The following is a 25,526-nucleotide window of genomic DNA, read 5'->3' on the forward strand; positions in this document are numbered from 1 at the left end:
CCGTCGCCAAGCAGCAGCCAAGGAACCCTCACTCATGAAGTTCACTGACGGACAGTGGATGCTTCAGCCGGGCGTCGCCGCGCACTACGCGGCCGAGGCCTACGCGATAGAAGTCCACGAAGACCGCCTCGTCGTGCTCGCCACGACGCGCCCCATCAAGCACCGTGGCGACACGCTGCAAGGCCCCACGCTCACCGTGACACTCAGCTCACCGCTGCCCGGCGTGATCCGCGTCAGCGTGGAGCACTACACCGCGTCCAGCGCGCCGCGCCTGCACATCCCGATGGTCGGCGCCGGCAAATGCCCCGTGCAGATCGTCGACGGCGAAACCAAGGCCACGCTCACCTCCGGCCCCATCTCGGTCGACGTCAAGAAGGGCGACGGCTGGAGCCTCACCTTCCGCGAAGGCGAGCGCATCCTGACCAAGAGCGACTGGCGAGGCCTCGGCTACATCCAGTACGCAGGCAAGGGCAATTTCGTCCACGACCAACTCAACCTGGCCGTCGGCGAGAACGTCTACGGCCTGGGCGAGCGCTTCACGCCTTGGGTCAAGAACGGCCAGATCGTCGAGAACACCAACAAGGACGGCGGCACCGCCTGCGAGCAGGTCTACAAGAGCGTCCCCTTCTACCTGACCAACCGCGGCTACGGCGTGCTCGTCAACGAGGCCGGCCCGGTGTCCTTCGAAGTCGGCTCCGAGAAGGTCGCCCGCGTGCAGTTCAGCCGCGAAGGCGAGAGTCTGGACTACTGCGTCATCGCCGGCCCCGACCCCAAGGCTGTCCTGACCCGGCTGACAGCGCTGACAGGCCGCGCCCCGCTGCCGCCGGCCTGGAGCTTCGGCCTGTGGCTGACGACCTCGTTCACCACGCAATACGACGAGGCCACCGCCACCCACTTCATCGACGAGATGAAGCGCCGCGACCTGCCGCTGGCCGTCTTCCACTTCGACTGCTTCTGGATGCGCGAGTTCCAGTGGTGCGACTTTGCCTGGGACCCGCGCGGCTTCCCCGAGCCCGAGGCCATGCTCAAGCGGCTGCACGACAAGGGCCTGAAGATCAGCTTGTGGATCAACCCGTACGTCGCGCAGAAGTCGCCGCTGTTCGCTGAAGGCGCCAAGAACGGCTACTTCATCAAGCGCACCAACGGCACGACGTTCCAGACCGACCAGTGGCAACCCGGCATGGCCATCGTCGACTTCACGAACCCCGCCGCCAAGACCTGGTACCAGAGCCACCTGCGTCGCCTGCTGGCGCAAGGTGCGGACTGCTTCAAGACCGACTTCGGCGAGCGCATCCCGAGCGAGGGTGTCACCTACTTCGACGGCTCCGACCCCGTCGAGATGCACAACCTCTACGCGCTGCACTACAACCAGGCCGTCTTCGAGCTGCTGGAAGAAGTGCAGGGCAAGGACGCCATCGTCTTCGCGCGCTCGACGTATGCCAGCGGCCAGCGCTTCCCCGTGCACTGGGGCGGCGACTGCTGGAGCACCTTCGAATCGATGGCCGAGAGCCTCCGGGGCGGCCTGTCGCTGACGAGTTGCGGCTTCGCCTTCTGGAGCCACGACATCGGCGGCTTCGAGGGCAACCCGCCGCCCGCCGTCTACAAGCGCTGGATCCAGTTCGGCCTGATGTCCTCGCACAGCCGCCTGCACGGCAGCAGCTTCTACCGCGTGCCCTGGCTCGTGGACGAAGAGAGCTGCGACGTGCTGCGCGCCTTCACGCGGCTCAAGCATCAGCTCATGCCTTATCTCTACGCCAAGGCTCACGAGGCGACCGAGACCGGCGTGCCGCTGATGCGCGCGATGCTGCTGGAGCATCCGAGCGACCCGGCCTGCGCGCCGCTGGACCGGCAGTACCAGCTCGGCGAGAGCCTGCTCGTGGCGCCCGTGTTCACGGAGAGCGGCGAGGTGGACTTCTATCTTCCCGAAGGGACGTGGACCCACCTGCTCAGCGGCGAGAAGAAGCAGGGTGGTCGCTGGCACAAGGAGACGCACGACTTCCTCAGCATGCCGCTGTACGCCGCGCCGAACAGCGTCATCCCCTGGGGCGCCGAGACCGAGAAGCCGGACTACGACTACGCCAGCGGCACCGTGCTGCGCGTGTTCGAGCTGGCCGACGGCAAGAGCGCGGCCTTCACGGTCGTGGGCCTGAACGGCAACGTCGCGGCACGCGGCACGGTCAGCCGCGGCGGTGGGCAGTACACCGCCCAGGTGACAGAGGGCGCACTGCGCGACTGGGCGCTGGATGTGGGCGGCCGGCGCAGCCCGGTGCAGGCCGAAGGCGAAACCTTGAACTGGGAGCGTTCATGAAAGCATTGCGCGTTCGTCGTTGTGGACAAGTCGGAACGGGTTCCGGCCCGCGGGTCTCTCTGAACCTGCTGGCGCTGGCGGCACTCCTGCATGCACCGGCGGCGGTGCTGGCTCAGGTCGGCACATTTCCCGGCATGGAGCCTGGTCGCGTCGGTGGCGTGACGGCCGAGGGACAGAACCCGGACAAGGCGGCTGCGGCGGCCAGGAACAAGCAGATGGCGCAGGAGCTGATCGACCAGCAGCGTGATGAAGCTGCTCGGCGGCAGATGGTCGAACAGCGGGCCAGGCTGCGTGAGCGCCTTGAGCGCGATGCGGGACTGTTGCGCCAGCCGCTGGACCTGCTGGCGAGCATGTTCCAGCTGCCCGCCGACCTGAAGCTTTCGCCGGAGCACCGCAGCGTCGCCGAGTCGGTGCTGCGCCAACAACGTGAACGCGCCCAGGCCGGCTGGGCGGCATGGCTCAACGAGGAAACCGCACAGGGCAAGGGTGAGCTGCGCGCCGAGGTGGCCGCCCAGCGATTGAGCAATCGCGTGCTGAACGAAGTGGCGCTCTGGCAGGCCGACATAACGCCTCATCCGAGCGACACGATCTGGGCCGAAGCGCTCAAGACGCCCGGCATTTGCAAGGGGCTGAACCAGTCACCGCCTGCGGCCCAGGTGGCGCTGCTGATCGAAGCGCTGCCGGCAGAGCAGCGCGACGCCGCCTGGCAGGGCGAGGCGGCGCGCCTGGCGCGATGGGGTCAGCTGCCGCGGCAGGTGCCGCCCTCGCCGGACCGTGCGCTCGAAGACGAGCTGGCCGTCACGCTGCCCAAACTGCAGGGCAACGCGGCGGGCATCGCCCCCGAGGTGCGAAACGCACTGCAGGCGGCGGGCTGGACCTATGCCGGGCAGGCGCCTGCTTCACGCTGCGAGTTGCTGCGCTGGTGGAGCCAGGAACAGGTGCGCAGCCGACGCATGACGGCGCTGGGTGCGATGCAGGCGTGGCGCAGCGCGCTGGTCGTGCGATCACAGGCCTATCTGCTGCCCGATGTGCCACGCAGCGGGCCGGGCGCAACTGATGCGAACGGCTTTCCGCTGTTCGCGCGCCGCGCCGAGCTTGCGGGCACGGTCGTCGTGGAGCAGGACATCGATGCCGCTGGCAGGATCGTGCGCAGCTTCGTGCAGCGCCGCGAGATCACGGCGGCCGGCGTGCGCGGTGTGCCGGCCCTGGCCCTGGAGCAAGAGCTCGACGCCGTGAGTCTGGCGCGTGCCGCCGCCACCCCCACCGCTGCGCCAGAGCCGGCGCAGCTGCGCGACGGAACGGCTACGCGCCGCATTGGCATCGAGTGGGTGTTGCCCCTGAGTGAGAGACAGTGAAAGGTGATCCGATGCAAAAAACAAACCGACAGTTCATGGCTCGCTTCGTGACGTTCATCAACACGGCGGACCCGCAGCTCGCCTCAGAGCTGGTTTCTCCAGCCGCGGTGTTTCATGTTCCGGGGCGCGCCGAGCCCGTGCACGGTCCGCAAGGCTACCTGGAGATCATCGGGATGATGCGCGGCGGATTCCCCGACGTTCAGTGGACGCTTGAGGAAACCGTCATCGAAGGTGATGTCATCGCGGCACGATTCACGATGCGCGGAACGCACCGCGGAGACTTCTTCGGCGTGCCTCCCACCGGCAAGACGATTGCCGTGCAGGCGCTGAACATCTATCGGCTCTCGACCGGCAAGATCGTCTCTGAAGTAGGCCAACCGGACCTGCTCGGACTGATGCAGCAGATCGGCGCATTGCCGGCTTCCTGAGGCCGTCTGCACCGACGGTCTGGCAAGCCGGCGCGTCGCGGCGCTTGCGCGCCAGCTTTCATTCCTCCAACGCGACCACCAGCACCGCCTTGGCGGGCACCTTGATCGCCAGCTTGCCGCCCGCGGCACGCGCGCTGAACGCAGTGGGCCTGACGACCTGAGGATTCTGGAAGGTGTTGTGCGCGTCCATTGCGGCCGAGGTCAGCACCTTGCCGGCCGCACCGATGACCTTCGTGCCCGCGACGCTGACGGCGACATCGACCGCCTTGCTCGGATCGGTGTTGACCAGCGACAGATAGACCTTGCCGTCCTTGGCACGTGCCGCCGAAGCGCTCACGCCCGGAATGCTCGTTGCCCCGAGCGTGTAGCTCGTGTTGCCATTGATCGTCAGCGGCAGCGTCTTGGCATCCTGGAACGGCACATACATCTGGAAGGCGTAGTAGGTCGGGGTCAACACCATCTTTTCCTTGTCCGTCAGGATCATTGCCTGCAGGACGTTGACCATCTGGGCGATGGTCGTCATGGGGACCCGCTCCGCGTGCTCATGGAAGATGTGGAAGTTGAGCGCCGCCACCAGCGCGTCGCGCAGCGAGTTCTGCTGGAACAGCGCGCTTCGGGCGCCCGCTTCGTCATACCAGGTGCCCCACTCGTCGATCATCAAGCCGATCTTCTTCTCGGGGTCGTGCTTGTCCAGCACGGCCGCGTGATCCTTGATCAGCTGGTCCATCTTCATGGTGTTGGCCAGGGTCGAGATCCACTCGTCTTCCTTGAATCCCAGGTCCTTGCCTTTGACCTCCCATTTGCCGGTCGGGACGGTGTACTGGTGGACAGTGATGCCGCTCGTGCGGCCCTTCAGCTCCTTGCTCAGCACCTGGGTCCAGGCGGTGTCGAAGCCACTGCCGCCGCTGGCGATCATCTTCGGCCGCGACTTTTCGGGTGCCCACAGGAAGTGCTCGTAGTTGCTGTACAGGTTCGCGTAGTGCTCGGGCTTCATGTTGCCGCCGCAGCCCCACAGCTCATTGCCGATACCGAAGAACGCGACCTTGAACGGCTTCTCGCGCCCGTTCTGGGCGCGCAGCCTCGCCAGCGGCGAGCCGCCTTCCGCCGTCATGTACTGGACCCATTCGGCCATCTCCTGCACGCTGCCCGACCCGACGTTGCCATTGACATAGGCGTCGGCGCCGATCATGTCGATGAGGTCGAAGAATTCGTGCGTGCCGACGGCGTTGATCTCTTCAACATGGCTGCCATGGACGTTGCTCGGGCGCTTGTCCTGCGGGCCGATGCCGTCGCGCCAGTGGTAGGTGTCGGCGAAGCAGCCGCCCGGCCAGCGCACCAGCGGCACATGCAAGGCCTTGAGCGCGCCGACGACGTCATTGCGCCAGCCCCGGGTGTTGGGAATGCTCGACTTGCTGCCGACCCACATGCCTTCGTAGACGCCGGTGCCGAGGTGTTCGGCGAACTGGCCGTAGACGTATCTGCTGATGACCGGGCCGGGCTTGCCGGCGTCGATGTTGATGCCGACCTGATTGGCCGCAAAGGCCGGGGCCGCGATCAAGCCGAGTACGGCGAGGCCGTGTTTGATGGTGTTCACAGGGGTTGTCTATTCAAGTGGCGCGCGAGTGGAGGAAGGCGGAATGCGGTCGCGCCTTGTCAGCGACGGTCTTGCGTGCCATGCCCGACCCGGTAGTAGTCAAAGTCGACGCGGCCGCCGGCCGTCTTGGTCGAGTAATAGAAAAGGCCGAAGCGATACCCCATGAAGTGGGGGAAGGTGTACTTCAGGCGAGACGGGCGACCGATGGGGGTCCAGGTCTTGCCGTCCAGGCTGTAGGAAAAGCGGGCGAGCTCGGGCGCTGGATCGAACTCGCAGTCGACCTTGAGGTGAACGGTCTTGCCGGTGAGGGGAATGGAGGCGAGCTCTTCGGGCTTGTCCGTTTCGGCGCTCACCATGACCAGAGAACGGACGCCGTTGGTCATCCTGACGCCCACGAAACCGTACTGCCGCTGGAAGGCGGACAGGCCGGCCCAGTCGCCGTCCTTCATGCCGCTCACGTCGATGCGGGTGGTGGCTGAACTGCTCGGGCCAAAGGTGCGCTGGGTGAGCGTGTTGCGCGCTTCGAGCAGCGTGGGAACGACCCGGCTGGTGGTGAGGCTCAGGTGGCCCGGGCGCTTGGTGAGCGACCAGTCGCGAGGCTCGGGGTTGTGATTCCATTGCCATGCCAGTGGCAGGGCGGCGTCGCCGGGCCGGCGGTCGAACTCGTCGGAGGCGACGATGCCTGCTGCACCGGAAGCGCCCTGCGCGCCAGCGGGGATGTCCAGCGTCATGGGCGCCTTGCCGCCTTCACCGAGCACGGGCCAGCCGTCCGTCCAGGTCACCGGCACGAGGTAGGGGATGCGGCCGACGGCGTCGTTGTCCTTGAACAGATACGCGTACCACTTGCCCTCGGGCGTGTCGATGAGGCCGCCCTGGGCAATGCCGCGGTCATCAAGGGCGATGCGACCCTCGTAGGGCCCGTCGATGGCGTCGGCGCGGTGGATGGTGACGGTGCGCGCCCAACGGCTGCCGGGCGAGGCGATGTTGAAGAGGTAGTAGCGACCGTTGGCCTTGAAAAGCTGCGAGCCCTCGCCCTTCAGCCCGCCCTGGTCGGTGCCGAAGAGGCCGTTGACGTTGTCGACGATGACCTTGTTCACGCCGCCCGGCTTGATGCCGGAGAGATCGGACTTCATCTCGATGAGCGTGATGCGACCGCCCCCGAAAACCATGTAGACGCGACCGTCGTCATCGAAGAACAAGCTGTGGTCACCGAGCGAGGGCTCAAAGCTGGTCTCTTTCCACGGACCGCGCTCCGGATCACGCGTGGTGTAGACGTGGGTGCGGCCCGTGTTGGCCGAGAACGTCGAGGCGTGGAACACGCCGTTGTGATGGCGCAGGCTGCTCGCCCAGGAGCCTTCACCGTAGGCGTGCTTGCCGTTGTCGAGGCGGAGGGCGTCGTTGTCGGCCAGGGTTTCATAGGCGTACGAGGCCATGCGCCAGTTCACGAGGTCCGTCGACTTCATGATCGGCAGGCCTGGGCTCATGTGCATCGTCGTGCTGCTCATGTAGTAGGTCCTGCCGACACGGATGATGGCGATGTCGGGGACGTCGGCCCAGATGACGGGGTTGTGCGCAAGAGCGCTGGCGCCGGGCGGTGATTCTGTGGCGAGCGCGGATGCGCCGATGAGCGCGGTCGAGTAAAAGGCGGCGAGGCCCAGGAGTCTGAAAAGGCGCATGGCTGGATATGAAACGTCAATTGGAGAACGGTGCCCGTTCTCGAGGCCAAAGCGGGCGAAGCTCAGCGCGAGCCGCCGCCAGGCTCGATCCGGTAGTAGTCGAAGTCCACACGGCCGCCGGCAGTCTTGGTCGAGTAATAGAAGAGGCCGTAGCGGTAGCCCATGAAGTGCGGGAGGGTGTAGGCCATGCGCGAGGCGCGACCGATGGGGGTCCAGGTCTTGCCGTCCAGGCTGTAGGAGAAGCGGGCGACTTCAGGCGCAGACTCGAACTCGCAGTCGACCTTGAGGTGAACGGCGTTGCCAGTGAGTGGCAAGGAGGCGATCTCCTCAGGACGGTCGCCGTCGGCGCTCACCATGACGAGGGACTTGGCGCCGTCGGTCATCCTGACCCCGACAAACCCGTAGTGCTTCTGGAAGGCGCTGAGGCCGGCCCAGTCACCGTCCTTCATGCCGCTCACGTCGATGCGGGTTGTGGCTGAGCTGCTGGGGCCGAAGGTGCGCTGGGTGAGCATGTTCCGGGCCTCGAGCAGCGTGGGCACGACCCGGCTGGTGTTGAGGCTCAGGTAGCCCGGCCGCTTGGTGAGCGACCAGTCACGAGGCTCGGGGTTGTGATTCCACTGCCAGGCCAGCGGCAGTGCGGGGTCGCCTGGCCGGCGGTCGAATTCGTCGGAAGCGATAACCCCCGAGACGCCCGAGACGCCCTGCGCGCCGGCGGGAATGTCCAGCGCCATCGCCACCTTGCCGTTCTCGCCGAGCACGGGCCAGCCGTCTTTCCAGGTCACGGGCACGAGATAGGGAATGCGGCCGACGGCGCCGTTGTCCTTGAAGAGATAGGCGTACCACTTGCCTTCGGGCGTGTCGATGAGCCCGCCCTGGGCAATGCCACGGTCATCGAGAGCGATCCGACTCTCATGGGGGCCGGCGATGCTGTCGGCGCGGCTGACGATGACCGTGCGCGCCCAGCGACTGCCCGGCGAGGCGATGTTGAAGAGGTAGTAGCGGCCGTTGACCTTGAGAAGCTGCGAACCCTCGCCATTGAGCCCGCCCAGGTCGGTGCCGAAGACGGTGTTGACGTTCTCGATGAGGACCTTGTTCACCCCGCCCGGCTTGACGCCGGACAGATCGGACTTCAGCTCGGTGAGCGTGATACGACCGCCACCCGACACCATGTAGACGCGGCCGTCGTCATCGAAGAACAGGCTGTGGTCATGCAGCACAGGCTCGAAACTGGTCTCCTTCCAAGGACCGCGCTCGGGATCGCGCGTGGTGTAGATGTGTGTGCGCCCGCTGGTGGCAGAAAACGTGGACGCATAGAACACGCCGCCGTGGTAACGCAGGCTGCTGGCCCAGGAGCCGGCACCGTAGGCGTTCTTGCCGTTGTCGAGGCGCAAGGCGTCGTTGTCGGCAAGGGTTTCATAGGCGTAGGAGGCCATGCGCCAGTTCACCAGGTCGGTCGACTTCATGATCGGCAGGCCCGGGCTCATGTGCATCGTCGTGCTGCTCATGTAGTAGGTCTTGCCGACCCGGATGACGGCGATGTCGGGGACGTCGGCCCAGATCAGGGGGTTGTGGGCGTGGTCCGCCGGTGCTGCGACCCCTGCCGCCTGGAGGGGCTCGGACGCGGCGCAGCCCAGGGCCATGGCGAGGACCATCACAAGGGAAGAGGTTGGGCGGCTCATCATTTGGCTCGGCGGTCAGCGTTTGATTTCATTGGCGTCTTGCGGGGGGAGGGGGCATCACGACGAGTCGGTGATGCAGTCAAGGGGCACCGCACGAGCCCGCGTCAGGGACGGGTGAGCGTTTCTATCGCGCGTACAGCGCGAACGCGAAGTCCGCCGGGCGGCCGCTCTCCCGGTCCTTCAGCGGCCGGTCGTCGAGGGTTGCTTCGCCGTCGGCATAAACGTCGCTGCGACTGGCGCGCAGATTGATCGTCAGCGCGTCCTTCTTGCCCTGCAACGCCAGCGCATAGCGGCGACCGGACTTCAGCACAACCGGCGGATGGGCGCAGAAGTCGAAGCTCAGCAGCCCGGCCCCTTGCGGCCGGTAGGCGATGACCAGGCCCTCGCCGGCGCCGAGCAGTTCGGTGCCGGCCTCGACGTCACGCAGCGACAGCCTCAAGGTGTGCGTGGCGTCCGTGCCGTGGCCGTCGCCGGCGTACAGGCTGAGCCGGCCCAGCGGGATGTCGGCGCGTGGCACGAAGGTTTGCACCAGCCGGCTGGCGCCGCCGCCGTCGCCGTCGCGGTGGAAGCCCACGGGCTCGGGCGCCTGCTCGAAAGGCCGCGTGACCGAGGCCAGCGCCGGGCTGCCCGGCCAGGCTTCGGGATAGCCCTGGGCGAACTGCTGGACGGCCACGCGCGAGTCGGAGCGGCCCGGGTCCGGCAGCGCGGGCACCTTGCCGGCGGGTGGCCGGGCCGGCGCGCTGATGCCGGCGTCCGTCTGCGCCACGGGCCACATGCGGCCATCAGCGTCGTAGTAGAGGTATTCCATCGTGACGGAGCGCCGGGCGCCGGCACCGGTCTCCCCGTCCGGCAGCGTCAGCGCGCCGTTGTGATAGACCAGGTAGGACTGGCCCTTGAAGTCGTCAACGATGCCGGCGTGGATGGTGAAGCTGTTCTTCGTCGGACCGGTCAGCACGCCCTGGTAGGTCCAAGGCCCGCGCGGGCTGGGCGCAGTGGCATAGGACAGGTGCTCCCAGACATTCTGGTGCGCCATGGAGGCGTAGGTCATGTAGTACAGCCCCTTGCGCTTGGACAGCCACGGCCCCTCGGTGTAGTTGGGCAGGGCGATCTTCTCGATGGGGCCATCCAGTTCGGTCATGTTGGCTTTGAGCTTGGCCAGGTAGAGCACTGGGTTGCCCCAGGCCAGCCAGGCGGTGCCGTCGTCGTCGATGAAGACGGTGGGATCGATGTCGTTCCAGCCGTAGGGGGCCGGCGTCGTGGCATCGGTGATCAGCGCCGAGCCGCGGGCATCCTTGAACGGGCCCAGCGGGTTATCCGCCACCGCCACGCCGATGGCCTTGCCGGGGTGGGTGTCGTTGTGCTGCACCGTCGCGTAGAAGTAGAAGCGGCCGTTGCGCTGCACGACCTGCGCGGCCCAGGCGTCGCCCGTGGCCCATTTGAAATCGGTGGGTTTCATGAAGGCGCCGTGGGCCGTCCAGTGGCGCAGGTCCTTGGACGAATAAGCCAGCCACTCCTTCATCAGGAAGAAGTCGTTGCCCTTGGCCTCATCACGGCCGACGTAGAGGTAGACCGTGTCGCCGACGACCAGCGGGGCGGGGTCCGCGGTGAAGCGGTCGCGCAGCACGGGGTTGGCGCCGGGCGCCGGTTCGGCGGCCGGCGCAGTCCCGCAGGCGAGGGCGGCGCAGCCGAGGGCGATGCGGGGCAGGATGCTGCGAAGGCGCATGGTCAGGTGTGAACTTTCATTTGTTGTCTCGCGGGTTTGCGCTTGTCTCGCTGCTCGGCCAACTCACGCATTGGCTCGTCGTGCCATCAAGAAGGACTCAGCCGGCCACGGAATCCCACTACCCGTCAATAATTGGTATAACCAGCTTCGCAACTTTGAACGATTGGTCTAACCAGTGTAAACACCTACCCACGGCGTCCCTGCCGGACAAAGCCCTCTGCCTGCGGTGCTAGAGTGCGGCGCCCCGCCCCCTCGCGCCGCCGGACTGTGTCCGCTTCAATCCCCAAACCTTCCAAGCCGCAGACGAGCCGTCGTCACAAACTGCCCACGCTCGCCGATGTTGCGCGAGAAGCGGGGGTTTCTGACGTGGCGGCGTCCTGTGCCCTCAACGGTGCCAAGGGTTCGACGCGGGTGTCGGCCGAGACACGGGAGCGTGTCCTCGCGGCGGCGGAGCGCCTGCGCTACCGGCCTAACGCGACCGCGCGTGCGTTGACGTATCAGCGAACCAACGCCATCGGCTTCGTCGCCAACATCGCCAACGAGGAGCCCAACCTCTACTTCCTGGAGGTGTTCAACGGCGTCGTGCGGGGGGCGACGGAGGCTCACCAGACGACATCCATATTTCCGCTCGGCGGCTGGGAAGAGGCGCCCAAGCGCATCCCCGCCTTGTGTGACGGCCGCGTCGATGGGCTCGTCGTGCTGGCGCCTTATCTGGAGGACGACACCACCACCTGGATACCGCCGCACACGCCCATGGTCACGATCCACGCCGGCAGGCTGTTGCGGGCCGAGGTGAACGTCGAGGCGGATGACGAAGCAGGCGGCTATGCCATCGCGCGCCACATGCTCGAGCTTGGATATCGCCGGATCCTTTGCGTGGGCGGACCGGTGAACGTCAAGGGAGCGGACCGCCGGGTCGACGGCTTCATGCGCGCCCATGCCGAAGCCGGGGTGGAAGTCGCTTCCGACCATGTGGTCCGCACCTGGTTCACTGCCGAAGGCGGCAGGCGGACCATGCAGGAATGGCTACAGCGCCACCGCGGTCAGCCGTTGCCCGAGGCCGTCTGCTGCGGCAGCGACGACATCGCCTTCGGCTGCATCGATGCGCTGCAGGACTGCGGGTTGAGCGTTCCGCAGGACATCTCGATTGCCGGCTTCGACAACACGCTGATGGCCCGCACCTTGCGCATGACGACGGTGCGCCAGCCGCTGCTCGAAATGGGTCGCCGCGCGGTTGAGGTCCTGATGCAATTGATCGAGGCACAGCGCCGCGGGGAGGTCTACCAAGGCCCTCGCGACATCGTCATGCCCGTCGAACTCGTTCACCGGCGGACCTTGCCGGGGCCTCGAAGCGCGCCGCTCACCATCCCCTGACACGCGGGGAACGGCTAGGTTTTTTCCCTAGGCCGTTCGATTTCTCGTCGAATTACGATGGCTGCGCGGTCCAACCGCAATTATTTTTACTGCCTGATTCGGCGCCGAATCATTTTTGAGATTCGCCGGCGAATCGCTCGCTTGAGACTGCAGATCGCCCATGTGCCCATCCAGGTCGAACACCATCTTTGCGCCGGCTGACCCATTGCCTGTGATCGCCCACAGGCCTTACCTGGGAGACGCTCACCATCGTCGCGATGCGGTCCTGACCGTCGCGAGCAATGGATTTACAGCCAGGAACGGCGACGTCGACGACGCATGCGGGCTCACGCCGCCCATGGGCTGGAGCAGCCGGGACGGCCTCGGCGCCCCGATGACCGAGGCCGGTTACCTGGGGAATGCGAGCATCCTGGCCGAGCGCCTCATGCCGTCTGGCTACGACATCGCCATGGTCGGGCCCCGGTGGTATGCGGCGGATGCGACGGCGTCTGCATACCAGCCGTTTGCCTCGGTGCAACTGGATGCCCACGGCCGGCCGCAGCCCGCGGCGGACCGGTTCCCCAGTGCGATGGAGGGATGCGGCTTTGCTCCGCTCGCCGCCCAGGTTCACCGCCTCGGCTTGCGTTTTGGTGTGCAACTGACATGCGGCATTCCCCGCGAAGCGGTCGCACGGGGTCTGCCTATCGCCGGCAGCCAATGGCGTTGCGACGAGGTGGCCAAGCCAGCCCCGGCCTCTGCCTGGACCAGCGACATGTGCGATGTCGACGTTGACCACCCGGGCGCCTTCGATTGGTACCGTGCCTGGTTCGCCCAACTGGCCGCATGTGGCGTCGATGCTGTCACGGTTGACTGCATGGCCTCGCAGCCCGGCCACGCGGCAGAGCTTGGCTTGATTCGCCGCGCGATCAACGCCACGGGTCGCCGCATCGAAGTGGGTTTGTCGCCGGCTCCGTAATTGCTGAGCCCGCGCCTGGTCGCCAACCCAGCAGCGCTGGCTTGCTGCGCCCCCGTCAGGCGCGACGCGAGGGCATCTCGCCGTTGAAGAGCTGAGCCGGCCACAGCAAACGCCAAAGCCGGACGACGTGCGCCGAGGAGTTCGCCCGGGACGTCTCAATGGCGCTCAACCGTGTGCTGGCCCATCGCGCGGCATCAGCGAGCACCGGGCTCGAGGACGACGCGGCCCCACAGGCCGGAGGGCTGGCCGGCCGTGGCTTCCACCAGCACGGTCACCTGGCGACGCGGCCCGCCCTGCGGCAGCGTGACGGCAAAGGCCGCCGGCTCAGCACCGGCCTTGTCGCCGATCTTCACGCCATCCACCCACACCTCGGCCTTGCCGGCGATGCTGCCGAAGACAAGCTGCGCACGGCCGTCGTTGCGGTCGGCACGCACCGGCACACTGCTGCGGTACAGGCGGAAGGCCTGCGCCTCCGCGCCGCGGCGGATGGGCGGCTCGTCCCAGCCCCAGGAATTCATGTCGGTCTCGGCCAGCACGACGTTGGCATCGGGTCGGGTGGCATAGGCCGGCGAGACGCGCCAGCTCAGCAGCGGCGTCGTCGGCTCGGCCGTCGGCACGCCCGGCAGTGCGGCGGCGGGTTGCAGTTGCAACACGACTTCCGCAGGTTGCAGGCCCTCCGCCAAGGCGCGCAGCTTCAACTCGCCGCGGCCGTCGCGCCGGCCCTGCACGATGAGCTGGGCCAGGCCGTTGAACAGGCTGCGCTCGCTGGCCTTGTCGGGCTCATGCGAGTTCGGGTCGCCGTTGCCGACGCCGATGAGGTTGGCCTGGCCATCGAGCTCGAAACGCACACGCGTGTTCGCCGTCGGCACCGGGCGGCCCTGGGCGTCGACGGCGCTGACCGTCACGGGCACCGCGTCCAGCCCGTCACCGGCCAGAGCAGGGCGGTCCGGTGTCAGCACGAGACGAGCAGGCGCGCCGCTGGTCTCGACCACGTCGCGCGCGATCTCCTTGCCGTCGTTGAGCGCCACGGCCTCGAGGCGGCCCGGTGCATAGGCGACGTTGAAGTGCGCCATTTCATACGGGTCGACGTCCTGCTCGCCGACGACGGCGCCGTTCAGCAGCAGCCGCACGCGCGGCGCGTTGCTGGCCACCATCACGCGCACGGCCTGGCCTTCACGGCCGGCCCAGTTCCAGTGCGGCACCAGCTTGACGACCGCGCGGTCCTTCACCCACTGCGCCTGGTGGATCCAGAACGCCGTCTTGGCGAAACCGGCCAGGTCCATCGCGCCGAAGAAGGAGCCGACGCTGGGCCACTCGTAGGGCGTGGGTTCGCCGCGGTAGTCGATGCCGGTCCAGATGAAGCTGCCGGCGATGAAGGGCCGCTCGCCGATGGCGCGCCAGGCCTGGCGGTGCGTGTTGCCCCAGGAGGAGGGTTCGTCGTCGAAGCTGCCGAACACCTGGCCGACGCGGTCGCTCGTGAACTCGCCGCGGGTCATGTAGGCGGCGGTGTCCTCGGTGCTCGTCATCGGCCGCTTGGGGTGCTTCTTGTGATACGAGTCGTAGGCGCCGATCTGGTAGTTCACCCCGACCACGTCGAGCGCATCCGCGGCGTTCAGGTCGGTGAACAGGCCGCCGTGCATGGCGCCGGTGACGGGCCGCGTCGGGTCGAGTTTCCTGATCTCGGCGACCATGCGGGTCGCCATCTCGTACCCCGGCTCGGTGCTCTGCAGCGGCTCCTCGTTGAAGATGGACCACAGGATCACGCTCGGGTGATTGCGGTCGCGCTTCACCATCCAGGTCAGCTGCTTCAGGTAGTCGGGCGAGGGGTTGAAGTTGCGGTTCTCGTCCATGACGAGCAGGCCGAGCCGGTCGGCGATGTCCAGTACCTCGGCTGCGGGCGCGTTGTGCGAGAAGCGGATGGCGTTGGTGCCCATCTCCTTCAAGCGGCGCAGGCGGAATTCCCAGATCGCCTCCGGCACGGCGACGCCGACGCCGGCATGGTCCTGGTGGACGCAGACGCCCTGCAGCTTGACGGACTGCTCGTTCAGGAAGAAGCCGCGATCGGCATCGAAGCGGATGGTGCGAAAGCCCGTCTGCACCTCGGTGCGGTCGAGTTCCTTCGCGCCGTCGCGCAGCGTCGCACGCACGCGGTAGAGGTGCGGCTGCGCCAGCGACCACAGTCTGGGCTCCCGCACATCGAGCTTCATGCGGGCGACGGCCGACTCATGCCCGGCGACGCGCGTGCGGGCGCTACCCTTGGCAACTTCGCGGCCGGACGGATCGATGACGACCACATCGACGACCCCGCTTCGCTCGGACTTGGCGCTGCTCTGCAGCGTCACTTCGACGGGAATGGTCCAGCGACCGTTTTGCTTGACCGGGTTGGCATGGACGCCGTCGGTGGCGATGTGCAGCGCGTCGCGCTTGACCAGCCAGGTGTGGCGGTAGATGCCGGCGCCCTCGTACCACCAGCCTTCCTGCGCCTGGGCATCCACGCGCACGGCGATGGTGTTGGCGTCAGGACCGTAGCGGACATAGGGCGTGATGTCGATGCTGCGGCCGTTGTAGCCCGACCAGTTGCGGTCGACGACGATGCCGTTCACCCAGACCGTGCTGTGCGTGGCGATGGCGTCGAACTGCAGCTCGATGTGTCGGCCGCGGTCCGCTTCGGACAGCGGCAGATAGCGCCGGTACCAGCCGAAGCCGCGCTGGCGGTAGCCCTGCGACGCGTTCTCGTTGCGGTCGAACGGGTTCTCGACCGCCCAGTCATGCGGCAGGTCTATGCGCCGCCAGCTGGAATCGTCGAAATCGGCGGCGGCCGCACCCCAGGCGCCGTTGGCCTTGCCGTTGTGATAACTCATGCCGTGGCCCTTCACCACGGGCATCGGCACGTCACCGCGATGGAAGAGCCACCCGCTGTCAAGTGAGAGGCGCTCGCGGCCAGCGGCCTTTGCAGGGCCGGTCGAGAGTGCGAGCAGGGCGAGGAGTGTGGCGATCAGCCAATACGGGATGCGGGGCGCGCGGGACATGACACGGCTCTCTTTGGATCAGGGGCTCAAGCGGCAGAGCCCCGGCTGGGCTGTCCGAGCGGGGCTCAATCGAGGAAAAAATAGGTCGCGCGACCCCTTTTGAAGACCGCGCGACTAAACCAGGGCAAGGTGCGCCTGGCAGACCCAGAGACGAGCCCGTTAATCGTTGCGGTGGCGACGCTGTGCGGCGATGCCCACGCCGGCCAGCCCGAGCAGCCAGAGAGCCATGGTGGCCGGTTCCGGGACGGCAGACACGGAGTTTGCAGAGGCGGTCAGACCGATGCGCATCTTTGCCCACATGGCGTCGGTGGCGGAAAGGTTGGTCCAACTCGCTGTCAGGACGGACGGACCGGTGTAGCCGGGCAAAGTGGCGTCCACAAAAGCCTCGGCGTAGCCTGCAGGCTCACAGGTGTCCGTGGTGAAGTCCGTGCCGCAGAGTTCGATATAAGCGTTGGCCTGTGCTTGGCTGCCGCTTGCCTGCAGGTTGTCGAGCGTGAAGCTGACTGTGACCGTCGTGCCCTTGCCGGCCAAGATCTGGCCGTCGAAAACCTTTGCGAAGGCCCAGCCGGCCTGTCCGCTGGTCACGTCCACCTTGGCCGAAGCGGTCACGCCGTTGAGGTTGTCAACGGTCTGGCCCACCACCGATGCTTGGGCCTGAGACAGCCCGTTCGTAACGAGCGAACTCAGCGTTTGACCCTGCCAGCCCAGCATGGCGTCGTTGACCGTGGGCGCCTCGAGGCCGGTCATTGCAGCGGAAGCCGGCGACACCCAAGTCGGCCATTCGCCCTTCGGATCCAGCCCTGGCAATACGGCCCACCAATCACCACCCGACGCTGAGAACGTCAGATTCGAAATCTTCACTTCTGCGACGTCGGCCGCAGCGAGTTGGGACGCAGCGATCAGTGCAGCGGCGAGGAAGGTCTTGTATCGATTGAGCATGGGTGCTCCGTTTTATGGGACAGCGATGACGGCGCGGGCTTGCACACCTCGGTGCGGTGCCGGTTGGTATTACCAGTTTCTATAAATTCGTAGAGTGGTAATACCAGTACAAACACCTATCTCCCCCGGCGTGAGGGGGTGCGGGCCGAATGGCGCTGCCTGCTTGGGCTTGTTTGGCGAACGCGGTTTGATTCGGCGCTTTTGGTCGGGCGGCTGGCTGCAAGCCGAGGCCGGCAGCATTTGTCTGTCGGGGCCCGCAAATCTTTTGAACGCGCGTTCGCATTGAGGAGCGCTCCGAAACCCTGGCCCACAAGCCGCCTAGCACCGAGGTCGATCAATCATTGATACGCATGATTGCGCTACCAACGTGATAGCGATAACGGTGCTGATAAACATAGAAATGCTAATGTTTCAGCGCGCAAAAGCGGCAGGGTATTTACTAAGGTAGCGGTACCAACAATTGGGGGAGTTCACGGGCTTTCCCCATGATCGTGCTGGCAGGCGTCCGTTAGATTCGCCTCGATGGTTGCACGCTGCAACAAAAAGAGAGCGCAATCATTTTTGATGGCCGTGATGACCAAAAGCATCGCAACTATCAAAAGGCCGCCAAACCCGCAGTTAGCCAGGAGACAAAAATGCACGCTGACAAATACCGAGGATCAAGCAAGAACGGACGCCGCCCTACGCCGATCGCCATTGCCTGCCACCTGACCGCAGCGCTGTTCGCCACAACGGCAGCGCGCGCGCAGGACACAACGCAGACGCTGGACACCGTGGTCGTGACGGGTATTCGCAGTTCCCTTGAATCGTCGAGAAACCTGAAGCGCCAGGCCACCGGCCTCGTCGACGGCATCGTGGCCGAAGACATCGGCAAGTTCCCCGACACCAACCTCGCCGAGTCGATGCAGCGTATCGCTGGCGTGTCCATCGACCGCAACATGAGCGGCGAAGGCTCGCGGATCACCGTTCGCGGCGTCGGCCCCGGCTTCAACATGGTGCTGCTGAACGGCCGGCAAATGCCGACCTCCGACGGCGCCGGGCGCGCCTTCGACTTCGCCAACCTGTCGTCCGACGCGATCTCCGCACTCGAGGTTTACAAGACCGCCCGCGCCTCGTCGCCAACGGGCGGCATCGGCGCCACCATCAACGTCAAGACAGCCCGCCCGCTGGATGTGCGAGAGCGCATCGCCAGCATCGGCGTCAAGGCCAACTACGACCAATCAGTCTCCCGCCTGCCGGATGAAATCGCGGGCGACAAGGTCACGCCTGAAATCTCCGGTCTCTACAGCGACAGCTTCGGCAACCGCACGATCGGCATCGCCATCAGCGGCAGCTACTCCAAGCGCAGCTCGGGCTCCAACAACGCGTTCACCGGCAACGGCTGGGAAACCCGGCGCATCACCACGGGTACCACCGGAACTGCGTATTCGGGTGCCCCAGCCTCCAACCTGGTCAACTTCCCCACCAGCGGCTTTATCTCCCACACCAATGACGTGCGTTACCGCACGAGCGGCCTGGAGCGGGAACGCATCAACGGCCAGGCGGTCCTGCAGTTCGCCCCGTCGAAGGATCTGAAGTTCACGCTGGATCACACGCTGGCCATCAACGCCACCAAGAACCGAGCCATCGAGAACTCCTCCTGGTTCGGCCCGTCGTTCTCTGGCAACTTGAACGGCAGCCCCCCCACGACGTTTGTCAGGGCGGGTGACGTCTCCGATCCGGTCATCCAGACGGCCACCTGGGACGGCACGCACGACTTCGCGATGTATGCGGCCCTGTTTGCCAACAAAACCAAGCTGAACTCCACCGGGTTCAACGCGGCCTGGAAGCTCAGCGAACAGTTGAGCATTGACCTCGACGCCCACTCGTCGAAGTCCCGCACGCGCCCGGACAGCCCCTACGGCTCCGGCAACGTCATTGACCTGGCGCTGTTCAACCAGGGCAACACGACGATGTACTACGACCAGAAGTTCCCGGTCATGGAGTCGAAGGGACTGGCGTACGACTCGAACAAGACGACCGTCACCGGTTCCCAGTTCGAGAACAACATTTCCGACCAGGATGTCGACCAGGCACAGTTGAGCGGCACCTACCGGCTGAGCGCGGACGACAAGCTGCTCTTGGGCCTGGGCTTCACCAAGCTGAAGAACCGTTCGGCCGGCGCCAACAACTTCCACGGCGACTGGGGCGGCATCGGTCCTCAAGGCACGTTCAAGAACATGACCGTGGGGCAGTACAGCCTGCCGAGTTTCTTCAACCGGATCCCGGGCAGCGGCGACCCGCGCCAGTTCCAGACGTTCTTTGTGCCCAGCTTCGAGGAGCTGCGTACGCAGGCCATCAAGAACGCGCAGGTGTATCGCCCGACGTCCCTCGGGGCCGGTGCTCCGCTGAGCGCGGCCGAGGCCGAAGCCTACTTCTCGCCTTACAAGGACTTCACCAACGGCAACGATTGGCGCACCACCGAAAAGTCCACCGCGGCCTATGGTCAGTGGGACCATTCGTTCGACACATCGATCCCGATGAACGTGTCGGTGGGTCTGCGCTACGAGCAAACCAAGATCACGTCGTCTTCGCAGGTCACTTCCTACACCGGCTCATCCTGGTATGCGGAGAACGAAGTCTCTCTGACGGGCCCCACGAGCACCTTTGGTACCAAGACGGGCAAGTACAGCTATTGGCTGCCAAGCATTGACTGGGATGCTGACCTGACATCCGACATCAAGGTGCGTGCCAGCTACGGTGTCAACATCGGTCGCCCGAACTTCGGCGACATGCTGGGCGGCATCGCCTTGAACCCGAACTCGGGTCGCTACAACATCAACGGTGCCGGTTCGACGGGCGACCCGGCCCTGAAGCCGCTGAAGTCCAAGAACCTCGACCTGTCTGCCGAGTACTACTACGCCAAGTCGTCGTATGTGGCAGCGGGCGCCTTCTACAAGAAGGTGACCGACTTCTTCACCAAGAAGACGGTTCAACAGACGTTCGCGGGCCTGAACCAGCCCGCCAGCGGCACGTATTTCAACGCCGCGCGCGCCGCCGGCATACCCGCCGACAGTCCCAAGCTGCTGCGTAACTACATCTTCCAGAACTACAACGGCCAGCCAGGTGTCACGGTCACCGACGCGAGCGACCCGACTTTCCTGAAGGGCGACATCCTGGGCACCGTCCCCGGCGCCCAGCCGCTGGTGTTCAACATCACGACCCCGTCCAATGCCGGCGGTGACACGATCAAGGGTCTGGAGTTCAACTTCCAGCACATGTTCGGCAGCAGTGGCTTTGGCGTCTCAGGCAACTACACCTTCGTCAGGAGTGGCCTGAAGTACATCAACGGCGCCGCGACCACCGATCAGCAGGCCCCGCTGGAGGGTGTCAGCGATTCCGCCAACCTCGTGGGTTTCTTCGAGAACGATGTGTGGTCGATTCGCGCTGCCTACAACTGGCGCGATGCGTTCCTTGCGGCGACCAACGACAACGGCAACAACCCGCGGTACACGGATGCCTATGGTCAGGTAGACGCCTCCATTGGCTACAAGATTGGCAAGAACCTCACCCTGCAGGCCGACTTGCTGAACTTGAACGACGGCTACATCCGCAACTACGGCCGTACCAAGACCCAGCACATCTCCGCCATTCAAACGGGCCGCCGTTACCTGATCGGTGCTCGCTATCGCTTCTGAGCGTCAGGGCGACGTTGAATAAGTCCCGAGGGACTTGTTCAGCGTTGCCTTGAACCCTTGTCTGCCGGCTCCCGCCCGAAGGGCTTCGGGGGCCGGCAGACACCTCCATCTGCGAACGACATTTCCGGAGACATTTTTGAAGTCCCTCCCCACCGCCTGCCTCGCGCTCGCCATGGCGTTCAGCGGCATGGTGCATGCCGCCGATGCCACCGATGCTGATACCCAGGCCCGCCAGCTCGTTTCAAAGCTCACGCTCGACGAGAAGGTCGAGCAACTGCTCAACGGCGCACCGGCCATCCCGCGCCTGAACATCCCCGCATACAACTGGTGGACCGAGTCGCTGCACGGCGCCTTCGGCCCGGGCGCCACCACCAACTTCCCGCAACCCGTCGGCCTGGCCGCAAGCTTCAACGACAAGCTGATGCAGGACGTGGCCGCCAGCATCAGCACCGAGGTGCAGGCTGTCTACGCGCTGGGCCGCCACAAGCCCAACCCGAACCGCATCGGCGGTGCGCTGAACACCTGGTCGCCCAACATCAACATCTTCCGCGACCCTCGCTGGGGTCGCGGCCAGGAGACCTACGGCGAGGACCCGTTCCTCACCGCCGAGCTCGGCAAGGCCTACGTGCGCGGCATGCAGGGGCCCGACTCCGCGCGGCCCCTGGTCACCGCCGCGCCTAAGCACTTCGCCGTGCACAGCGGGCCGGAGTCCACGCGGCATTCGGTGGACGTGTGGGTGTCCGCGCAAGACCTGGAAGACACCTACCTCCCCGCCTTCCGCGCGGCCATGGTCGATGCCCAGGCCGGCTCCATCATGTGCGCCTACAACCGCGTCAACGGCGAGCCCGCCTGCGCCAGCAACACGCTGCTGGTGAAGACGCTGCGCGAGGACTGGAAGTTCAAAGGCTATGTGGTGTCGGACTGCGATGCAGTGGTCGACATCAGCGTCAACCACAAGTACGCAGTCGATGCCGCAGCCGGCGCCGCCGCGGCGCTCAAGGCCGGCGTGGACAACGAGTGCAACGGCGCGACGCTGGCGCACAAGCCCGGTCTCGGAGAGCCCTACAAGGAAGCGCTGAAGCGTGGCTACATCCGCCAGGCCGACATCGACACGGCCCTCGTGCGCCTGTTCTCGGCCCGCATCCGCGCTGGCGACCTGCCTGGGCTGGCCGAGCGCCAGTTCCCCGCCGGGAGCGCCATCAATTCGCCAGACCACCGCGCGCTCGCGTTGCGCTCGGCCGTCGAAAGCCTGGTGCTGCTGAAGAACGACGGCGCCTTGCCGCTGAAGGCCTCGGCGCGCATCGCGGTCGTGGGCCCGCTGGCGGACGCACGACGTGTGATGCGAGGCAACTATTCGTCGGGCAACACCGGGCCCACGCTGACTGTCTACGAGGGCCTGCGCCAGCAGTTCACGCCGGCGCAGGTGCAACTCGTGCCCTTCAGCCCGTCCATCACCGACGGCGACCCGGTGCCGCGCGAGGTTTTCGTCGGGCCTGACGGCAGCGCCGGCTTGAAGGCCAGCTATTTCAAGCTTCAGGCCGGCTCGCCGAACGACATGGGCAAGCGCCGCTTCGAGGCCCAGCCCGTGGGAAGTCATGCCGTCGCGCAGATCGAATCGCGCCCGCAGGAGTTCACCGAGGTCGGCACGACGGTTCGAACCGTCTGGACGGGCGCCTTGGTCGCGCCCGAGACGGGCAGCTACCGGCTTGGGTTGGCGGGCATCAAGGGCCACGTGCGCATCGCCGGCCGCGACGTCGTGCTGGCCAGGAAGCCCACGCGCTGGGCCGAGCCTGTCGCGCTGACGCAGGTGGACCTGAAGAAGGGCGAGCGCTATCCGCTGCAATTCGAGACGGAGTCCGGCGTCAGCGCCCCGCCCGGCATGATCTGGAAGCGTGTGTCGCGCCAGCCGGTGCCGGACCTGCGCGCCGCCGCAGCGAATGCCGATGTGCTGGTCGCCGTCCTCGGCCTGACCTCTGACCTCGAAGGTGAGGAGATGCCCGTCAAGATCGACGGCTTCAGCGGTGGCGACCGCACCAAGCTCGACCTGCCGGCCGACCAGCGCGCCTACCTGCTGGAAGTGGCCAAGCTCGGCAAGCCGGTGGTGGTGGTGAACCTGAGCGGCAGCGCCATCGACCTGTCGTGGGCGCACGCCAACGCGGCGGCCGTCATGCAGGCGTGGTACCCAGGGGAGGGCGGTGGCCAGGCGATTGCACAGGTCCTGGCCGGCGCGGCCAACCCGGCCGGGCGCCTGCCGGTCACGTTCTACAAGAGCGCGAGCGACCTGCCGCCCTTCGACGACTACCGCATGGCGGGCCGCACCTACCGCTTCTTCGACAAGCCGGTGGTCTACCCCTTCGGCCACGGCCTGAGCTACTCGACCTTTCGCTACGAACCGGTGAAGGCGGAGGTGCTGGATGACGGCAAGGCAGCTCCGAGCCTCGTCGTGCGCACCGCCATCACCAACACCAGCGCACGCGATGGTGACGAAGTGGCGCAGCTCTACCTCACCCCGCCGCGCTTCGAGGGCGCCCCGAAGCTGGCGCTGCGCGGCTTCCAGCGTCTGCACTTGAAGGCCGGCGAGCGGCGCGAGTTGAGCTGGCGCCTCGACGCCCGAGACCTCAGCTTCGTCGACCGCGACGGCGTGCGCCAAGTCATGCCCGGCAGCTACCGCATCAGCGTCGGCGGGGGCCAACCCGACACCGGCGCGCCGGCTGAAAGCGCCACTTTCTCACTCGCCCGGCCGCTGACCCTGCCGCGCTGATCACCTCTTTCAAACCGAATCGTTCATGACCATGAAATCACTGCGTGCTTCCCTGTTTGCCGTCCTGCTCGCCACCACAGCCGGCGCCTTCGCCCAGGACGGCACCATCTACCCGCTCGCCGCTATTGCCGAGCCGAATGCCATCAAGCTGGGCACCGGCGGCGTCAACAACCAGCCGGCTTCCGAGAGCTGGTTCAAGCAGTGGGGCGAGCCGATGGTGCGCAACGTCACCACAGCCACGCTGACGCCCTATCTGCCCGCACCGGGCAAGGGCAACGGCACGGCGGTGCTGGTCGCGCCGGGCGGCGGCTTCCGCTGGCTGTCCATCAACAACGAGGGCTGGAAGGTCGCCCAGGCCCTGGCCGACAAGGGCATCGCCGCCTTCGTGCTCAAGTACCGGTTGCACCCGACGCCGGATTCGGTGGACGCATTCAAGCAGTCCATGGACCGCATGTTTTCCTCGTTGAACGACGCCCCAGGCGCTCCCCGACCGGCCATGCCCAGCCTCGACAACCAGCTCGCCGACGCGGAAGCCGCCTACGCGCTGATCCACTCGCGTGCCAAGGAGTGGGGCGTCGATACCAAGCGCCTGGGCATGATGGGTTTCTCGGCCGGCGCGGGCCTGACGATGCACAGCACGCTGAACTCCAAGACCATGAAGCTCGCCTTCATCGCCCCGATCTACGGCGGCATGGGCCCGGTCGACGTGCCCAAGGATGCGCCGCCGATGTTCAACGTCATCGCGGCCGACGACTTCCTGTTCAAGGGCCAGTTCGGCGTCGTGAAATCCTGGTTCGATGCCGGCAAGCCGGTCGAGTTCCACCTCTACCAGAACGGCGGCCACGGTTTCGGCCTGGGCTACCCGGGCAACACCGCCAACGGCTGGTTCCCGGTGTTCCACCACTGGCTGGACGTGAACGGCTTTCTTAAAGCCAAGCCCTAATTAAAGGATGTCTTCGCGCCTGAAAGCGCCAAAAAACGCTGCAGCCTGAAGAACCTTCTGCGACCCCCGGGACGGACTGGGCCAAGAAACCCTTACCGCTCAGTCAGTCACCGGGTTTTTCTAGGCGTCCAAGGCGCCCAGAAAACCTACTCAATGTTCTGAACCTGCTCGCGCATCTGCTCGATGGCGACCTTCATTTCGACGGAGATATTCGTCAATTCCAGGGCCGCAGACTTGGAACCCAGCGTATTGGCCTCCCGGTGCAGTTCCTGGATCAGAAAGTCGAGTCGCTTGCCGAGCTCGCCGCCTTTCTTCAGCAGCCGGCTCAGTTCTTCAAGGTGCGCACGCAGCCGCGCCAGTTCCTCCGCCACATCGATGCGGATGGCAAAGGCTGCCGCCTCGTTCAGCGCACGCTCCTGCAGCGCTTCCTTGGGCACGGTGCCTGCCGCGCCCGTGGCGGTCAGCGCCTCCTGCCAGCGTTCCAGAAAGCGCTGCTGCTGGCGGGCGACGACGGCGGGCAGGAGCGGTTCCGCCTCGCTGGCCAACTCGCCCAGCCGCTTGATGCGCTCGCTGAGGATGGCCACCAGCTTCTCGCCCTCGCGCTCGCGCGATTCGGCCAGGCCCTCGACGCAGGCCTTGGCAGCCTCCAGCGTGGCACCGTCAAGCTGCACCGGCGCGGCACCACCACTCTTGCACAGGTTCAGCGCTTCCTGGACTGAGAGCGGCCCTGCCTGCGGCAGCCAGGTGCGCACCTTGGCCTCCAGGCTGGCCAGGCGGTTGAGCTGCTCGGGCTGGGGTTGCGGCCAGGCGCCGTCGGCCTCGCGCTGTGTGTTGATTCGCAGCTCGATCTTGCCGCGCTTGAAGCGGGCGCTGACCAGCTCGCGCAACTGTGGCTCAAGGCCGCGCAGCTCTTCGGGCATGCGCATGGAAAGGTCAAGAAACCGGCCGTTGACCGACCGCAATTCGACGCTGACGGAGGCTTGCGTGGAGCTGCTGCCGTCCTCGGCTTTAGGGGGTTGCGCCAGGGAATTGGCATACCCGGTCATGCTGTAGACTGGCATTTCGCACTCGTAAGAACAGACAGT

General features: G+C 66.1%; 15 protein-coding genes. 8 read left to right on the forward strand and 7 right to left on the reverse strand.

All coding sequences use genetic code 11. The features are described 5' to 3' along the window. Nucleotides 1-34 precede the first annotated feature (34 nt). The 3 genes from yicI to AC0IZJ_RS00165 are packed head-to-tail and all read left to right on the forward strand — an operon-like array spanning nucleotide 35 to nucleotide 4,091. On the forward strand, nucleotides 35-2,308 hold the full coding sequence (gene yicI, locus AC0IZJ_RS00155) for an alpha-xylosidase (RefSeq protein ID WP_471845417.1): 2,274 nt from the start codon (nucleotides 35-37) through the stop codon (nucleotides 2,306-2,308). Continuing rightward, the gene (locus AC0IZJ_RS00160; protein ID WP_471845419.1) at nucleotides 2,305-3,663 is read left to right on the forward strand and encodes a hypothetical protein; all 1,359 of its coding nucleotides are present in this window, start codon (nucleotides 2,305-2,307) and stop codon (nucleotides 3,661-3,663) included. Before yicI ends, AC0IZJ_RS00160 begins: the two co-directional genes overlap by 4 nt. Before the next feature lie 11 nt (nucleotides 3,664-3,674). Beyond that, complete coding sequence (locus AC0IZJ_RS00165; protein WP_471845421.1) at nucleotides 3,675-4,091, forward strand: ester cyclase; 417 nt, start codon at nucleotides 3,675-3,677, stop codon at nucleotides 4,089-4,091. 58 nt (nucleotides 4,092-4,149) lie between these two features. On the opposite strand, the gene AC0IZJ_RS00170 is transcribed toward AC0IZJ_RS00165, so the two are convergent. The 4 genes from AC0IZJ_RS00170 to AC0IZJ_RS00185 all read right to left on the reverse strand — a co-directional run bounded on the left by AC0IZJ_RS00170 (nucleotide 4,150) and on the right by AC0IZJ_RS00185 (nucleotide 10,763). Next, nucleotides 4,150-5,685, reverse strand: coding sequence for an alpha-N-arabinofuranosidase (locus AC0IZJ_RS00170; RefSeq protein ID WP_471845423.1), 1,536 nt, complete (start codon nucleotides 5,683-5,685; stop codon nucleotides 4,150-4,152). Nucleotides 5,686-5,744: 59 nt separating this feature from the next. Then, entirely contained in the window at nucleotides 5,745-7,361 is a 1,617-nt protein-coding gene (locus tag AC0IZJ_RS00175) for a glycoside hydrolase family 43 protein (protein WP_471845425.1), read from the reverse strand. Between the two features lie 62 nt (nucleotides 7,362-7,423). Next, entirely contained in the window at nucleotides 7,424-9,040 is a 1,617-nt protein-coding gene (locus AC0IZJ_RS00180) for a glycoside hydrolase family 43 protein (RefSeq protein WP_471845427.1), read from the reverse strand. A gap of 124 nt (nucleotides 9,041-9,164) precedes the next feature. Then, nucleotides 9,165-10,763 (reverse strand): glycoside hydrolase family 43 protein, encoded by a 1,599-nt coding sequence (locus AC0IZJ_RS00185; RefSeq protein ID WP_471845429.1) that lies wholly within the window; start codon nucleotides 10,761-10,763, stop codon nucleotides 9,165-9,167. Nucleotides 10,764-11,030: 267 nt separating this feature from the next. Here AC0IZJ_RS00185 and AC0IZJ_RS00190 point away from each other — a divergent pair, with 267 nt between their 5' ends. Continuing rightward, complete coding sequence (locus AC0IZJ_RS00190; RefSeq protein ID WP_471845431.1) at nucleotides 11,031-12,137, forward strand: LacI family DNA-binding transcriptional regulator; 1,107 nt, start codon at nucleotides 11,031-11,033, stop codon at nucleotides 12,135-12,137. A 205-nt stretch (nucleotides 12,138-12,342) separates the two neighbouring features. Continuing rightward, complete coding sequence (locus AC0IZJ_RS00195) at nucleotides 12,343-13,092, forward strand: hypothetical protein (protein WP_471845433.1); 750 nt, start codon at nucleotides 12,343-12,345, stop codon at nucleotides 13,090-13,092. Nucleotides 13,093-13,286: 194 nt separating this feature from the next. On the opposite strand, the gene galA is transcribed toward AC0IZJ_RS00195, so the two are convergent. Together galA and AC0IZJ_RS00205 are read right to left on the reverse strand one after the other, a co-directional pair. Beyond that, nucleotides 13,287-16,121 carry a beta-galactosidase GalA gene (galA, locus tag AC0IZJ_RS00200; RefSeq protein WP_471845435.1) on the reverse strand — a complete coding sequence of 945 codons (2,835 nt, stop codon included), beginning with the start codon at nucleotides 16,119-16,121 and terminating at the stop codon, nucleotides 13,287-13,289. A gap of 159 nt (nucleotides 16,122-16,280) precedes the next feature. Then, nucleotides 16,281-17,060, reverse strand: coding sequence for a PEP-CTERM sorting domain-containing protein (locus AC0IZJ_RS00205; RefSeq protein WP_471845437.1), 780 nt, complete (start codon nucleotides 17,058-17,060; stop codon nucleotides 16,281-16,283). A 635-nt stretch (nucleotides 17,061-17,695) separates the two neighbouring features. On the opposite strand from AC0IZJ_RS00205, the gene AC0IZJ_RS00210 reads away from it, so the two are divergent. The 3 genes from AC0IZJ_RS00210 to AC0IZJ_RS00220 all read left to right on the forward strand — a co-directional run bounded on the left by AC0IZJ_RS00210 (nucleotide 17,696) and on the right by AC0IZJ_RS00220 (nucleotide 24,441). Then, the gene (locus AC0IZJ_RS00210; protein ID WP_471845439.1) at nucleotides 17,696-20,737 is read left to right on the forward strand and encodes a TonB-dependent receptor; all 3,042 of its coding nucleotides are present in this window, start codon (nucleotides 17,696-17,698) and stop codon (nucleotides 20,735-20,737) included. 136 nt (nucleotides 20,738-20,873) lie between these two features. Next, a complete protein-coding gene (locus AC0IZJ_RS00215) occupies nucleotides 20,874-23,498 on the forward strand; it encodes a glycoside hydrolase family 3 C-terminal domain-containing protein (RefSeq protein WP_471845441.1) in 2,625 nt (874 codons plus the stop codon). A 25-nt stretch (nucleotides 23,499-23,523) separates the two neighbouring features. Continuing rightward, nucleotides 23,524-24,441, forward strand: coding sequence for an alpha/beta hydrolase (locus AC0IZJ_RS00220; protein WP_471845443.1), 918 nt, complete (start codon nucleotides 23,524-23,526; stop codon nucleotides 24,439-24,441). A 146-nt stretch (nucleotides 24,442-24,587) separates the two neighbouring features. On the opposite strand, the gene AC0IZJ_RS00225 is transcribed toward AC0IZJ_RS00220, so the two are convergent. Further along, complete coding sequence (locus AC0IZJ_RS00225; protein ID WP_471845445.1) at nucleotides 24,588-25,502, reverse strand: YicC/YloC family endoribonuclease; 915 nt, start codon at nucleotides 25,500-25,502, stop codon at nucleotides 24,588-24,590. Between the last annotated feature and the right edge of the window lie 24 nt (nucleotides 25,503-25,526).

The sequence above is a fragment of the Roseateles sp. AC306 genome (assembly GCF_979253795.1).

What these genes read in the sequence shown, in the direction of transcription:
- AC0IZJ_RS00165 (WP_471845421.1), top strand. Translation starts at nt 3,675, where the DNA reads ATGCAAAAAACAAACCGACAGTTCATGGCTCGCTTCGTGACGTTCATC.
- AC0IZJ_RS00175 (WP_471845425.1), bottom strand. Translation starts at nt 7,361, where the DNA reads ATGCGCCTTTTCAGACTCCTGGGCCTCGCCGCCTTTTACTCGACCGCG.
- AC0IZJ_RS00185 (WP_471845429.1), bottom strand. Translation starts at nt 10,763, where the DNA reads ATGCGCCTTCGCAGCATCCTGCCCCGCATCGCCCTCGGCTGCGCCGCC.
- AC0IZJ_RS00205 (WP_471845437.1), bottom strand. Translation starts at nt 17,060, where the DNA reads ATGCTCAATCGATACAAGACCTTCCTCGCCGCTGCACTGATCGCTGCG.
- galA (WP_471845435.1), bottom strand. Translation starts at nt 16,121, where the DNA reads ATGTCCCGCGCGCCCCGCATCCCGTATTGGCTGATCGCCACACTCCTC.
- AC0IZJ_RS00225 (WP_471845445.1), bottom strand. Translation starts at nt 25,502, where the DNA reads ATGCCAGTCTACAGCATGACCGGGTATGCCAATTCCCTGGCGCAACCC.
- AC0IZJ_RS00220 (WP_471845443.1), top strand. Translation starts at nt 23,524, where the DNA reads ATGACCATGAAATCACTGCGTGCTTCCCTGTTTGCCGTCCTGCTCGCC.
- yicI (WP_471845417.1), top strand. Translation starts at nt 35, where the DNA reads ATGAAGTTCACTGACGGACAGTGGATGCTTCAGCCGGGCGTCGCCGCG.
- AC0IZJ_RS00180 (WP_471845427.1), bottom strand. Translation starts at nt 9,040, where the DNA reads ATGAGCCGCCCAACCTCTTCCCTTGTGATGGTCCTCGCCATGGCCCTG.
- AC0IZJ_RS00160 (WP_471845419.1), top strand. Translation starts at nt 2,305, where the DNA reads ATGAAAGCATTGCGCGTTCGTCGTTGTGGACAAGTCGGAACGGGTTCC.
- AC0IZJ_RS00210 (WP_471845439.1), top strand. Translation starts at nt 17,696, where the DNA reads ATGCACGCTGACAAATACCGAGGATCAAGCAAGAACGGACGCCGCCCT.